At 42.3% G+C, this 12562-nt stretch carries 15 protein-coding genes; 6 read left to right on the top strand and 9 right to left on the bottom strand.

From position 1 onward, the window contains the following. Positions 1-228 precede the first annotated feature (228 nt). The 5 genes from HQM15_11475 to HQM15_11495 form a co-directional block, all read right to left on the bottom strand. On the bottom strand, positions 229-456 hold the full coding sequence (locus tag HQM15_11475) for a hypothetical protein (GenBank protein ID MBF0493383.1): 228 nt from the start codon (positions 454-456) through the stop codon (positions 229-231). A 58-nt stretch (positions 457-514) separates the two neighbouring features. After that, positions 515-886, bottom strand: a complete 372-nt coding sequence (locus HQM15_11480; GenBank protein MBF0493384.1) for a hypothetical protein — start codon at positions 884-886, stop codon at positions 515-517. 5 nt (positions 887-891) lie between these two features. Beyond that, positions 892-3153: a phosphoenolpyruvate--protein phosphotransferase gene (gene ptsP, locus HQM15_11485; GenBank protein MBF0493385.1), complete on the bottom strand. Its 2262-nt coding sequence runs from the start codon at positions 3151-3153 to the stop codon at positions 892-894. Next, the gene (locus HQM15_11490; protein MBF0493386.1) at positions 3138-3782 is read right to left on the bottom strand and encodes a ferritin-like domain-containing protein; all 645 of its coding nucleotides are present in this window, start codon (positions 3780-3782) and stop codon (positions 3138-3140) included. Before HQM15_11490 ends, ptsP begins: the two co-directional genes overlap by 16 nt. 87 nt (positions 3783-3869) lie before the next feature. Continuing rightward, a complete protein-coding gene (locus HQM15_11495) occupies positions 3870-4106 on the bottom strand; it encodes a glutaredoxin family protein (GenBank protein MBF0493387.1) in 237 nt (78 codons plus the stop codon). 145 nt (positions 4107-4251) lie between these two features. On the opposite strand from HQM15_11495, the gene HQM15_11500 reads away from it, so the two are divergent. Both HQM15_11500 and HQM15_11505 read left to right on the top strand, forming a co-directional pair. Further along, positions 4252-5178: a DNA recombination protein RmuC gene (locus HQM15_11500; GenBank protein ID MBF0493388.1), complete on the top strand. Its 927-nt coding sequence runs from the start codon at positions 4252-4254 to the stop codon at positions 5176-5178. 16 nt (positions 5179-5194) lie between these two features. Beyond that, a complete protein-coding gene (locus HQM15_11505; GenBank protein ID MBF0493389.1) occupies positions 5195-6007 on the top strand; it encodes a kinase/pyrophosphorylase in 813 nt (270 codons plus the stop codon). Positions 6008-6031: 24 nt separating this feature from the next. Here the strand turns inward: HQM15_11505 and HQM15_11510 are convergent, their stop codons facing one another. From HQM15_11510 to HQM15_11520, 3 genes are read right to left on the bottom strand one after another with little or no spacing between them, the layout of a single operon-like run. Beyond that, positions 6032-7219, bottom strand: a complete 1188-nt coding sequence (locus HQM15_11510; protein ID MBF0493390.1) for a 1-acyl-sn-glycerol-3-phosphate acyltransferase — start codon at positions 7217-7219, stop codon at positions 6032-6034. Further along, on the bottom strand, positions 7216-8238 hold the full coding sequence (locus tag HQM15_11515) for an NAD-dependent epimerase/dehydratase family protein (GenBank protein MBF0493391.1): 1023 nt from the start codon (positions 8236-8238) through the stop codon (positions 7216-7218). Before HQM15_11515 ends, HQM15_11510 begins: the two co-directional genes overlap by 4 nt. Next, positions 8235-8672: a hypothetical protein gene (locus HQM15_11520; GenBank protein MBF0493392.1), complete on the bottom strand. Its 438-nt coding sequence runs from the start codon at positions 8670-8672 to the stop codon at positions 8235-8237. The genes HQM15_11515 and HQM15_11520 overlap by 4 nt, the downstream gene beginning before the upstream one ends. A 101-nt stretch (positions 8673-8773) precedes the next feature. On the opposite strand from HQM15_11520, the gene gmk reads away from it, so the two are divergent. Continuing rightward, positions 8774-9355 carry a guanylate kinase gene (gene gmk, locus HQM15_11525; GenBank protein ID MBF0493393.1) on the top strand — a complete coding sequence of 194 codons (582 nt, stop codon included), beginning with the start codon at positions 8774-8776 and terminating at the stop codon, positions 9353-9355. Positions 9356-9361: 6 nt separating this feature from the next. After that, positions 9362-11518 carry a bifunctional (p)ppGpp synthetase/guanosine-3',5'-bis(diphosphate) 3'-pyrophosphohydrolase gene (locus tag HQM15_11530; GenBank protein ID MBF0493394.1) on the top strand — a complete coding sequence of 719 codons (2157 nt, stop codon included), beginning with the start codon at positions 9362-9364 and terminating at the stop codon, positions 11516-11518. Positions 11519-11529: 11 nt separating this feature from the next. Here the strand turns inward: HQM15_11530 and HQM15_11535 are convergent, their stop codons facing one another. Further along, positions 11530-11721: a 50S ribosomal protein L28 gene (locus HQM15_11535; protein ID MBF0493395.1), complete on the bottom strand. Its 192-nt coding sequence runs from the start codon at positions 11719-11721 to the stop codon at positions 11530-11532. A gap of 77 nt (positions 11722-11798) precedes the next feature. Here HQM15_11535 and HQM15_11540 point away from each other — a divergent pair, with 77 nt between their 5' ends. Next, positions 11799-12170, top strand: a complete 372-nt coding sequence (locus HQM15_11540) for a YraN family protein (protein MBF0493396.1) — start codon at positions 11799-11801, stop codon at positions 12168-12170. A gap of 30 nt (positions 12171-12200) precedes the next feature. Then, the coding region (locus HQM15_11545; protein ID MBF0493397.1) for an AMP-binding protein at positions 12201-12562 on the top strand (362 nt) is incomplete at its 3' end.

The raw sequence follows: 12562 nt of genomic DNA on the forward strand, positions 1-12562 counted from the left end.
GCCCAGAAAAAAACAAATTGCATCGATAGGGACCCACCTATAAAAAGAAAAAATAAGATCCGTCGCTACGCTCCGAGTGGGTCCCTATCCTTGCGGATCACTGGGTCCCTGTCTTGCGATTTCGCAGTAGATCGAGAAAGACCGTGGAGATTAGCCGCAATGCCGCCTACATAAAGATATTGAGCTCCACTTTTTGCAAGTTCCTCAAAAGTTTTTAAGAAGGAAGCTTTATCCAAAACGCCAGTAGGGGTCTGAATTTTCTTTTTTCCATTGTTCATATTCTTCAAAAGAGTTGAAAGATTTTACGAAGGGTTTTTTAAATTTAAAGGGATTTAGATAAGCGGCTTGTTCCGAACAGAGAAGAAGGTTTCTTAAGCGTGCTTCGGTGGTCCAAAAAACGCCTTCTAGAGCATTATCGATTTCAAGAATGTCTTCTTTTGTGCGGAAAGGAAGCATAAGGGCAGTGTAATCAAGGGATTTTTTAAACTCAAACGAATTGTACACCTTATCCATATTAAAGCCGCTTACTAAAAACCTTCGTCGGCCCATATTCTCGCCGGAACATCCCATTTTTTGCATGCTGACTTTGATGAGTTTGTCGTGTGTTGTCGTGAATGTTATGGGTATCTGCGCATCTTACACAAATCCATTTGGCAGAGATTAAACGGTTTTGATGTTCGTAAAGTTCGATATCAGGGCCACTTCTCTTGCAAGCTTCGCAAAAAGTACGGATGGGGGCTTTGTCTTCGCGATTATCAAAACGGGCCTGAGCCGGCCTTTGTTCGCCCGATTTTAAAATAGTCTTTTTTTTATCTTTTTGATCTGGAAGCGATTTTGATTTTGCTAAACCCGCCTTGAGAAGCGCTTCCTGCAGTGTGGTAGTCATAAAATTTAAACCAGATGATGTTGTTGTTCAAAACTGACAATTAACTGCTCAATTTCCTGCAAGGTGTCAACCCGTAGAAGTTTCTTCCCCAGTTTCAATAAATCTTTGAATCTCAGTTGCCGAATGCGGTTTTTGACCAAAGGAATATGCAGAGGTGCCATGGAAAAGGATTGAACTCCCAAGGCCATCAGCACCATCGCTAAGCGAGGCGAGCCCGCCATCTCACCACAGACAGACAATTTTTTTTTCTCCTTGATGCACACCTGGGCAACTTCGTGGATGGAAGATAGAACAGCAGGATGTAAGGGCTCAAAGAAAGCAGCTACCTTGGCATTGTTACGGTCTACGGCCAGGGTGTATTGAATCAGGTCGTTGGTGCCCAAACTCATGAAGTCGCAATAGTGGCAGAGTTTGGAGGCCAGCCGAACTGCCGAGGGGACTTCAATCATTATTCCAAAAGGAATCTTGGGATTAAATTCAATTCTTTTTGAACAGAGTTCTTCTTTTACTTCCTCAAAAATCTTATGCACTTGTTGTATCTCTTCGATACTGGAAATCATGGGAACTAAAATTTGCGAAGTTCCAAAAATGGAGGCCCTCAGCAAGGCGCGAAATTGTGTTTTTAAAATATCAGGTTTAGACAGACTTAAACGGATGGAACGGTAGCCTAAAAATGGGTTTGCCTCATATTTCAGGTTTAATCCCTGAATGGGTTTATCTCCGCCAGCGTCCAAAATTCTGAAGGTCACAGGCAATCCTTCGGCAAGTTCCAAAACCATTTTATAGTGTCTGAATTGTTCCTCTTCGTCGGGTAATTTACCGGCGGATATAAAGGGCATTTCGGTACGGTATAAACCCACTCCTTCTGCACCGAAGTAGCGTAGCTTTTTGAGGTCATTTAAAATGCCAACATTGGCTTCCAAGCGACAGGGATATTTATCGAGTGTGGTGGTTCTTTCATTGCTTTGTTTTTGAAGATGAACAATCTGGTCTGCAAAACTTTCCTGAATGCGTTCATATTCGAGCAAGGTCTTCTGATCAGGATTAACGATAACCTTCCCTTGATTTCCATCTACAATTAAAAGATTGCCGGGCTGGATATAAGAAAACAGGTTGGGAATACCCATGACGGCTGGGATTCCGAGGGAACAAGCCAAAATGGCGGCATGAGAGGTAAGCCCTCCTCGCTCACTTACAATTCCAAAAATCTTTTCGGGATTGAGATTGATGGTATCACTGGGGACCAAATTTTCGGTAACGAGAATCCCTTCGAGTGCTTCAGTTTTTTTGACCGATTTATGCTCTAATAAATGCTCCAAGACTCTTTCTCTTAAATCTTCCAAATCGGCACTGCGCTCTCTGAAATGAGGGTCTTCAATTTTTAAAAATTGCGCAATATAAAAGTCAATGACCTGAAAAACCGCCTGAGCGGCGCCTTGTCCTTCTTCAATAGCGGTTTTGATTTTTTTATGAAAACTCTTGTCGGACAAAATCATGCGATGAGAATAAAAAATATCCGATTCTTTTTTACTGAGACTGGTTAACAATTTCTTTTCCAGGCCCAACAATCCCTTGGAAGCTTTGTCCAAGGCTTGCTCCACTTTTTTCCATTCCCGCTTGGGATCTTTTTTTGAGGGATTTGAATAAGAGATGAAAGTGTTTCTTCCCTTTAACAAAAAACAAGCTCCAATACCAAAACCCGGAGCAACGCCAATTCCTTTCAAGACAATGGCTTGTAGCTTGTCCTTTTCTTGTTCTTGGACTTGCAAGACTTCAAGGGTGACCAGATTTTGAATGACCCCCGCTAGTTGAAAAACAATGATTTTCAACATTTCTATTTCATCATTTTTAAATTCACGGGGCTGTGTGGTCTGTAGAGTTAAAACGCCCAAAACCTTTTCACGGTCGATCAAGGGAAGGGCAACAAAGGAGCAGAATTGTTCTTCTCCCGTTTCCGGAAAAAATTTGTAACGAGGGTGCAGAGAAGCTTCTTTGACGATAACCGGCTGCAGATTCTCTACTGCAAGGCCTGTAAGTCCCTCGTGGATGTTCATGCGGACTCGACCAATAGAGTTGGGATCTAATCCTTCAGAGGCAACGAGAATGAGCGTTTGATTTTGGAGCAAATAAAGAGAGCAAACTTCCACTCCTAACTCGTTTTTTACCATGCTTACAACATGCGCCAAAGGATTCTCCTGAGGATTCGATTTTTGGAGGATACGCGTGACGGTAGAAATGGTTTTGAGTGAATTCAATTGCTGAGACATTGGATTTTTTCGTTTTTAGACTCTAGTTTTTCCCCAAAAATTTTCATGTTATTCAAGTAGGAATCAAAGAGTTTTTGCTCAACTTCTAAAGGGGAGAATTGTGCTTCAATAACTTCACCCTGAATGTTTTGAAGAATATTTTCCAGGTAGCGCAAGTGCTCACTCTCATCTTTTATGATTTTTTGAATGACTATCTTGAGGGGGGATTGAGTGAGTCTGGAATAATATTGAGGATAGATGCTCATGGCTCGTTTTTCGGTCGTGTAGCTCACTAACAAATAACACAAGAAGACACTTTCTTTTCCAAGCTTTTGGCAGACCCAACTTTTAATATTTTTGTCCAGAGTTTGGAAATAAGCCTCCGCAATGTCCATTAATTCCTCTACAGATTCTATAGAGAGTTGTTGATCGGGAAAACTTTTTTCGGCTTGTTCTTTTAAAAGAAAACTATGTTCGATTTCATCGGATAAATGATGAAAAATACCTTGTTCTACCGCTTGATAGGGAACCGCTTTTACCATCTTTCGATAGCCGATATATTCGAGATAGCTGAGTGATCTTAACCAAAGATAATGCTTACAATCGGAACTAATCAATTCATTCAGATAATTTTCCCAAGTACTCTCCATAAATTTCCTTTGCTATCCACTGGACCTCTTACTTCATTACCTTTCGTTCAAGAGGACATAGGGCTTGCATCAAGTGAAGCGCCGTTGTCAATGCTTCAATAAGCCCTTTTGATCCATATGAGAAAGCTCTTGAAATCCACCAATGAGTTTATCTTCTATAAAAATTTGGGGCACTGTTCGCCAACCCGTTTTTTCCTTGAGGGGCTCTTTTTTTTTGGGGTCCGAAACATCTATTTCTTGAAAGCTAAGCCCACGATCCTGTAACAATTTTTTTGCCGAAACACAAAAAGGGCAGTAAGCAGTGGTATAAATTTCAATTTTCATGTTTTCCTCGTTCTAGGATTCGTGTTAGACAACTGAGCCCATGAATACGACTTATATCGGCATATTTATTTTTTCACTAAGTTTTCTACTCTTTATCTTTTGGATGCTTTTCCAAAAAACTTCTCGGAAGGACACCTTTTCTTTAATGATGCAACAACAGATGCAGCACCTGACTCATCAGGTGACAGAGCATCTTTCCAAACAAGGTGATTTGCTTCAACAAACTCACGAGGGGGTAGGGAAGCGTCTGGACAATGCGGCAAGGGCGGTAGGGGAATTACAAAGTCGCCTGGGAAAAATGGAAGAGGCCAATTTGAAGATTTTTGAAGTGGGAAAAGATATCGCTTCGTTGCAGGAAATTTTAAGGGCTCCCAAATTACGGGGAAATCTGGGCGAGCTTTTCCTGGGGGATCTGCTCCGGCAGATCTTGCCTTTGGAACATTTTGAACTTCAATATGCCTTCAAAAGTGGTGAAAAAGTGGATGCCATCGTCAGGTTGGCCAACAATTTTGTGCCTATCGATTCCAAATTTCCTTTAGAAAATTTTAAAAAATATATTGAAGCCAAGGGCGATACCGAAAAAAAACAATTTCGTAAGATCTTTTTGGGTGATATCCGGAAGCACATTGATTCCATTGCTTTAAAGTATATTCGGCCCGATGAGGGAAGTTTTGATTTTTCTCTGATGTATATTCCTGCAGAAAATGTTTACTACGAGATGATTATTAGAGAGGAGGCCTTTGATTCGGATTTTTCGGTGATGGCCTATGCCATGAGTAAAAAAGTTATTCCTGTTTCGCCCAATAATTTTTATATTTATCTTCATACCATACTGATGGGGCTCAAGGGCCTGCGGGTGGAATCTTCCGCCAAAGAAATTTTGGCTAGCTTGGCTTCTTTGCAGGGGGAGCTTCAGCGATTTAGGGATGATTTTCTTAAAGTGGGAACTCATCTATCCAATGCCCGTTCGGCCTATGATTCGGCGGATAAACGTTTGGGTAAATTCAATGAAAAACTGGAAACCATGGCCTTGCCTGAGGAGCCACTGCCCTTGAGGCAGATCAGCAGTTAACCTTTAAGGAGTGCTCATGTCACAAACATTTCGTTACTATATTTACGCAATTTCTGATGCTACCGGTGAAATGGCTATGAATATTGCTTTTGCGGCTTTAAGGCAATTTAAGGTCGATAATGTAAATATCGTCCGAAGATCCAAAGTGATTGATGTGGGAAGGATGAAACAAGTCATCGCTGAGGCAAAAAAACATCATGGGATCGTTTTATTTACTTTTGTTTCGGATGAGCTTCGTAAAATTTTTCAGGAGGAATCCGAAAAAGAAGGCATTGTCGCCATCGACTTGATGGGTCCAGTTCTGAATGTATTTACCACTTATTTTCAAGAAACGCCCAGCGATGAACCGGGTCTGAAATATCGAGTGACTAAAGATTATTATAAGCGTCAGGATGCGATTGAATTTACGGTAAAGCATGACGATGGTTTGGGTCTGGATACCATTAAACAAGCAGATATTATTTTGCTGGGAATTTCCAGAACCTCCAAAACCCCTCTCTCTATCTATTTGGCTTACCGCGGGCATAAGGTGGCTAATATTCCTATCATTCGAGAAGTGGATCCACCTGCAGAGGTGTTGTCCGCAGCTAAAAATAAAATGGTGGGGCTCACCATCAATCCGCAAAAGCTGGTTCAGTTGCGTGAATCTCGCTTGATGAAGCTGGGACGCCCTTTGTCCGAAGATTATGCAAATGTGGGTCGTATCAGCGAAGAACTCGAATATTCGCGTGAATTTTACGACAAGCTCGGTACGGTTCCAATGATTGATGTGACTGACAAAGCCATTGAAGAAATTGCTACCGAGGTCTTGTTGGCGCTTGGAAAATGAGAGGTCTAATTTCCTTTTTCAGAATTATCCAAACCAAATTGAACGTCGTTTTTTTAATCCTTCTCGGATCATTTCCTGAATATTTTGCCGCACCATTTCAGAGAGTTTGTGAATCAGAAGTTCATCCTCCAAGGCTTTGCTGTCATACTTTTCAAGGGATATGGGTTTTCCAAAATGGAGGGTCCAATGGGCTGGCAGACCTAGCAGACCTGGGATTCCCAGCCAGGGTAATGTGGGCGTAATGGGCACATAAGGAATGCCAAAAGGTTTGGCAAGAAAGCCGGTTTTGTAAAGCAGGGGATGGGTTTCTTCAGCGCCGATGACTGCTACGGGAATAATAGGGGCTTTAGTCTTAAGGGCAATTTTGATAAATCCCCCGCGACCAAAGCGTTGCAGGTGATAACGCTGTTTGTAACTTTTTCCGATACCTTTTTCGCCTTCGGGAAACACGGTGACCAAATGATTGGCCTTGAGCAAGCGCTCCGCATTTTCAGGACAGGCGCGGACGCCACCAATGCGATACATCAAGGTTCCCAAAAAAGGGAGATAGTAGACAAAATCTTCTACCAAAAAGCGGACGTCACGTGCGGCAGGATGATCGTTGGTGACGGCCAGGCGAATCATCGCTCCATCGAAAGGGAGGGTGCCGGAGTGATTGGCGACGATGAGTGCACGGCCCTGATTGGGAATGTTTTCCACCCCTTCCACTTTGACCCGCCAATATTTATGGTAGAGAAAATCGAAGAAAGGCTTCAACTTTTTTTCTAAGGAAGGATCACGACCAAAATCGTCAAAATCGATTTTGTCAAAACGTTGTACGCCAAAGAGCAGCCTTTTGTAAGTTCTGAAGGAAAAGAAATTTGAGAGGACGAAATTCAATTTCTTAAGCATCGAAGCCTGAGGAGGGATAAGCGTTTGAGAGGATTTTAATTGTCCTAAGGACTGAATCTTCTTTTCAAGCTGATTCAGTTGAAGAGTTAAATCTTCTATTTCCGCACGCTTTTTTGTATTTTTTGCAAGATGTCGGGTTTTTTTCAGGTCATTTTTTAAATCTTTCTGAAAACGATGAATGCTATCTTCAAACTGTCCTTTGAGCTTTTCGATGTGCGCATTGAGTTCTTGACGAAGGGCTGGAACTTCCATTCCCGAGTTTTTTAAATTTTCGCTTGGAAACCGTAAAAGTTTAAGAGGAACAGCTATTTGTTTTTTCATGACAGGACCTCTTCTGGAATATCCAAGGCTACGTCGCGTAAGCGTTCTGCTCCCACAAAAGTAAGCAAGGCCTCCCGAGAGGAATATTTAGGATGAAAGCCCAATTCTTTTTTAGCCTTTTCTCCATCGGCAACACAAAGGTATTTGAGAAAATTGAGAAGGCTTTTTGGGGCGGGAGAAATATTTAGGTACCACAGCGATTGAACCACATTTTTGGCAATAAATTCCGGAAGCGGGAACTCTATTTTTCTTAAGATATGAAGGACTCGAGAGAGTGGAAGAACACCCTCTGCCACGACATTAAAAACTCCAGCGATGTCTTTTTCTACAGCCAGTTGGAGGGCCTCGATACAATCGTCTTCATGTAAAAATTGGATGAGAGGGTCATAACCCAAAATGGTCAAAAGCATGGGACGTGACAAATAACGTGTTTTATAACTTTGTACCGTGGGGCCAATCAGTGTGGCTGTCCTTAAAATAGTGACCGTCATCTCGGGATGTTTTTGTGCGAGTTTCATCACCGATTTTTCAGCATCCACCTTGTCGGCCAAAAATTTGTTTTTAATTCCCCCCCGCAAGGGATGCGTTTCGCTCATGAAATTGGGGTTATTGGCAAAGGCGCCATAGACCATGGTTGAAGAAACTAAAATGAATTTTTGTACTTGAGCTGCCGCTGCGGCATTGCAAATATACATACTTCCCACTGAAATAATTTCGTGAGACAGGGAATTGTTTTGGGGGGGGCTACTGGGGATAGCCGTATGAATGACGGTATGAATTTTTTCTTCACTGAAAATTTCCGCAAGCCGTGCATCGGCCAAATTTTCGGTGAGATCTAATTTATAGAATTTTGCTTTTTTTAGTTCAAAAGGGGGGCGTTTGCGGTCGATGACAATCAACTTCTTGATTTTAGAATCGGCTTCGAGTTTTTTCAAAAGGGTGCGGCCTTTGAAGCCGCTGGTGCCTATCAAGGCAATGTGACGATTTTGGAGAGGCTTATGTTTTTTGTTTTGCATCATAGTTGCAAATAACCGGCAGCAACGGCGCGTCTATAAAAGAAAAGCGTGACCAGGAAAATACTCCCATCCACCCAGCCGCCCAAAATATAGGTAAAACTTTTCTGATGAAGGAAAAAGAAGGAAAGGAACAACACGGTAGAGGCGATTTTGCTGACCAATACATAAAAAACTAGATCTTTTTTACGAGCGATATCACTTACCGCACCAAAAAGAAGGAAAAGAAGCGTTACCATGAGAGATCCGCTGAGGCTTAACCAAAAGCGTTCTGTGCTCTCTGGAAGGGGAATCAAGTGAGGGAATAATTTTAATGAAACAGTATTCAAAAACCGTATGACGAGGTTGGGTGCCACCAGAAATGCGGCAGCAGCCAGGAGGAATGAGAAAATCCAGATTTTGAGGAGAAATTTTAGATTTTTTTCTTCGACTGTAAGCATGTGGGGTAGGGTAAGGAAATGGGGAGGAGATGTCAATTGGGGAGTAAACTATAAAAAAGGTTGCGCGTTTATTTTACATCTGAAAAAGAAGGGAAATACTTATGCCTTCTGAATCTCCTCATCCTTCCAGAAAAGGACTCCTTTTTGTTACTTCCGGTCCTTCGGGTAGTGGAAAAACAACCTTATGCCGAATGGTGGAAGCGCATCTTCATATTCCCCATAATGTTTCTTACACCACTCGAACTCCTCGGGCAGGAGAGCAGAATGGGCGGGATTATTATTTTATCTCGGACGAGCAATTCGAGGGAATGCTGAGGGAAGACCGGTTTGCTGAATGGGCTGAGGTGCATGGGAAACGTTATGGGACGGCCAAAAAAGATATAGAGAAGAAAATAGATCAAGGGGAAGATATTATTCTCGATTTAGATACCCAAGGTGCTTTGGCCATTAAAAAAAGGTATCCCGAAGCCTTCCTCATTTTTATTGATGTACAGGATCAAATATTGAGGAGCCGTTTAGAACATAGAGGGACGGAAAGTGAATTGAATATTGAAAAACGTTTGGCTCAAGTGCAACATGAACGCCGGATGAGTCTGTATTACGACTATGTGCTGCAAAACGACGAGTTAAAACAAGCTTTTCAGGATTTAGTTGATTTTATCCTCAAAAAAAGAAGATCCTGATTAGACATGATAAAACTTCAAGAGCTCAAAAAACAAATCTTAGCTTACAATCCTTCTGCGCAGTTTGATCTTATTGAAAGGGCCTATCATTTTGCTGAAGAGGTCCACGAGGGGCAGAAGCGTGCTTCCGGTGAGCCTTATGTGGTGCACCCCATTGAGGTAGCCCAGATTTTGGTTCAAATGAAATTGGACGGGGCCTCTATTGCCGCCGCCTTACTGCACGACACGGTAGAAGACACCTCGGCTTCCCTCGAAGAAATCCGTGGGCAGTTTGGAAATGAGATTGCCTTGTTGGTCGATGGGGTTACCAAATTGGGGAAAATTAAATTTTCCTCAGCAGAGGAAAAGCAGGCCGAAAATTTTCGTAAGATGGTTATGGCAATGGCCAAGGATATTCGAGTGGTTTTGATCAAACTCGCCGACCGTTTGAACAACATGAGAACGCTGGATCATCTCAGCGAAGAAAAGCAGTTGAAGATCGCAAAGGAAACTTTGGATATTTATGCGCCACTTGCCAATCGTTTGGGAATTCAGTGGATTAAGATAGAACTCGAAGACCAGGCCCTGAAGTTTTCAAAACCGCTCATTTACAAAGAAATTAAACAGAAAATGAGCCAAGAGCATGCACAAGCCCAGGATTATATCCAAAAGGTTATTCAACTTTTGCAGCCCAAATTTAGCGAGTATAAAATCAGCATTAAGATTTCTGGTAGAATCAAACACTATTTCAGTGTGTATCGGAAAATGCAGGGACATAGTATTTCCTTTGAGCAAGTGCACGACTTGATGGCCTTTCGAATCATCGTCAAGGAGATGAAAGATTGTTATTTGGCCTTGGGGCTTATCCATGAACTCTGGACGCCCATTCCCGGACGATTTAAAGATTATATTGCCATGCCCAAGGCCAATAATTATCAATCGCTGCATACCACCGTGATATGTGTGGATGGGCAAAGGGCTGAATTTCAAATTAGAACTGAAGAGATGCATGAGATCGCCGAGAAGGGGATCGCGGCGCATTGGAAGTATAAAGACGATGGATCCATCGATCAGAAAGAACAGGAAAAATTTGAGTGGGTGAGAGAGTTGCTCAGTTGGCAAAAAGATCTAAAAGACCCCGCAGAGTTTTTGGATACTCTGAAGTTGGATTTGTTTGTTACAGACGTTTATGTCTTTACACCTACAGGTGAAGTGAAGGAGCTTCCTCATGGAGCAACTCCAGTGGATTTTGCCTATTCGATTCATTCCGATTTGGGCAATCACTGTGTGGGGGCACGAGTAAACGACAAAATTGTTCCCCTCAACCATCGCCTGCACAGTGGGGATGTGTTGGAGATTTTAAGTGCCCCGCAGCAAAAGCCCTCTAAGGACTGGTTGAAGTTTGCAGTGAGTTCTCGGGCTAAGAGCAAGATTCGTTTCTATATCAAACAGGAACAGCGTGAAAAAAGTATTCAACTGGGAAAGGAGCTTTTAGAAAAAGAGTTCGAAAAATATTCCATTTCCTCCTCAAAATATTTAAAGGGCCCGGAGTTTGACCAGGCTTTGCAAGACTTGGGTTACAATCAACAGGATACCCTTTTAATGAATATCGGTTATGGAAAAATAACTCCCCATTCCGTGCTTCTTCGCCTCCTGCCTGAAGATCTCATTAAAGATAAAATTATTTCCCCTAAGCAGGAGGGTTTTCTTTCCAAGATTTTCAAAAAAGTACAAGCTCGCGGAAAAAGTGCCGTACAAGTGGGAGGGTATAACGATATTTTGGTTGCCTTGGCCAAGTGTTGTAGCCCACTTCCTGGCGATCCTATTGTTGGATTTATTACTCGTGGGCGTGGGGTAACGGTGCATGTTGCGGATTGCCCAAAAGTACTTGCTACCGACTCGGAAAGAAAGGTGGATGTAGCATGGCAATCGGTCAGCGGACAATTGCATCAGGCAAAGCTTAAGGTGGTAAGTTCTGACCGTCCTGGTTTGTTAGCTTCAATGACCAAACTCATTGCCAATGACGGTATTAATATCTCTCAGGCCTCTATCCGGACTACAAACGATCAAAAAGCAATCAACATTTTTGAGGTAGAAATCAAAGACGTGATGCAGTTGAAATCTATGATGAAATCTCTGGAAAGGGTAAGCGGAGTAATGAGTGTGGAGAGAATTCGGAGTTGACCCGAAAGCCCTCAGGCTGCTTTGCGAACGAAGCCTGAGCGAATGCAGCGTGTACAAGCCATAATCCGTTTCGCTTGTCCTGCAATCAGGGCTTTTACGCGTTGAAGATTAGGAAAATTACGGGTGTGTGCCTTGTTGTTGGCGTGGGAGACAGTGTTTCCAGCGAGAGGTGTTTTTCCACAAATTTCACATTTACGAGACATAAAAACTCCTTAGTTTTAGAGTGTGGCGGGGTAGCATAGGCCTTAAGCCCTCGTCAAGCTTTAGGGTTATTTATTTTATGAGTCGAAAAATAGGATCAGAAGCCGAAAATTTAGTGGCCGCTTATTTGAAAAACAAGGGTTTTCAAATCTTAGAACAAAACTGGAGTTGTCGAAGGGGAGAAATTGATTTGATTGCCTCAAAGCTTTCCAAACTTTATTTTGTGGAAGTGAAGTTTAGAAGCAGCAATCAGTTTGGGTCAGGGCTTGAATCTCTCACCCCTTCTAAATTGAAAAAAATAGCCGGTGCGGCCTTATTTTATCTTCAACAAAATAAAAAAGAAAAAAATGATTTTAGTTTTGCTGCGGCCCTCGTTGAAGAAAAACAAGGTGAAAAAAGGATTGAGTTTTTTGAGTTTCCACTAGACCTTCCTCGTAATTCTTACTATTGAGCTTCGCCTATGATTCAGAAAAATCCCTTAATGTTATTCTCAGAAAAGGCAGATAAACTGCGTGAAGCCCCCTGTTTTCGTTTCAAAACCAAAGGGAAATGGAGAAGTTTATCCTGGCTTGAAGTTCGAGAGAAGATTGCCCGTTTGTCAGACTTTCTCAGTAAAATAGGGGTAAAAAAAGGGGATACGGTCGTCATTTTATCTGCCACGCGCTATGAATGGACTCTTGCGGATCTTGCCATTTTAAGTCTGGGAGCGGTTACGGTTCCCATTTATCATTCTACTTTACCTAAAGATGTGGCTTATATTCTAAATCACTGCCAGGCCGAAATTGCCTTCATCGAAGGGACAAGTCAGCTTGCAAAAATTTCTTCGCTTCGTTCAGAATTGAG

Source organism: Deltaproteobacteria bacterium (assembly GCA_015233135.1).
Classification (GTDB): domain Bacteria; phylum UBA10199; class UBA10199; order JADFYH01; family JADFYH01; genus JADFYH01.

Coding starts and splice junctions, on each gene's coding strand:
- HQM15_11475 (MBF0493383.1), bottom strand. CDS start 456: ATGCTTCCTTTCCGCACAAAAGAAGACATTCTTGAAATCGATAATGCT.
- HQM15_11480 (MBF0493384.1), bottom strand. CDS start 886: ATGACTACCACACTGCAGGAAGCGCTTCTCAAGGCGGGTTTAGCAAAA.
- ptsP (MBF0493385.1), bottom strand. CDS start 3,153: ATGTCTCAGCAATTGAATTCACTCAAAACCATTTCTACCGTCACGCGT.
- HQM15_11490 (MBF0493386.1), bottom strand. CDS start 3,782: ATGGAGAGTACTTGGGAAAATTATCTGAATGAATTGATTAGTTCCGAT.
- HQM15_11495 (MBF0493387.1), bottom strand. CDS start 4,106: ATGAAAATTGAAATTTATACCACTGCTTACTGCCCTTTTTGTGTTTCG.
- HQM15_11500 (MBF0493388.1), top strand. CDS start 4,252: ATGATGCAACAACAGATGCAGCACCTGACTCATCAGGTGACAGAGCAT.
- HQM15_11505 (MBF0493389.1), top strand. CDS start 5,195: ATGTCACAAACATTTCGTTACTATATTTACGCAATTTCTGATGCTACC.
- HQM15_11510 (MBF0493390.1), bottom strand. CDS start 7,219: ATGAAAAAACAAATAGCTGTTCCTCTTAAACTTTTACGGTTTCCAAGC.
- HQM15_11515 (MBF0493391.1), bottom strand. CDS start 8,238: ATGATGCAAAACAAAAAACATAAGCCTCTCCAAAATCGTCACATTGCC.
- HQM15_11520 (MBF0493392.1), bottom strand. CDS start 8,672: ATGCTTACAGTCGAAGAAAAAAATCTAAAATTTCTCCTCAAAATCTGG.
- gmk (MBF0493393.1), top strand. CDS start 8,774: ATGCCTTCTGAATCTCCTCATCCTTCCAGAAAAGGACTCCTTTTTGTT.
- HQM15_11530 (MBF0493394.1), top strand. CDS start 9,362: ATGATAAAACTTCAAGAGCTCAAAAAACAAATCTTAGCTTACAATCCT.
- HQM15_11535 (MBF0493395.1), bottom strand. CDS start 11,721: ATGTCTCGTAAATGTGAAATTTGTGGAAAAACACCTCTCGCTGGAAAC.
- HQM15_11540 (MBF0493396.1), top strand. CDS start 11,799: ATGAGTCGAAAAATAGGATCAGAAGCCGAAAATTTAGTGGCCGCTTAT.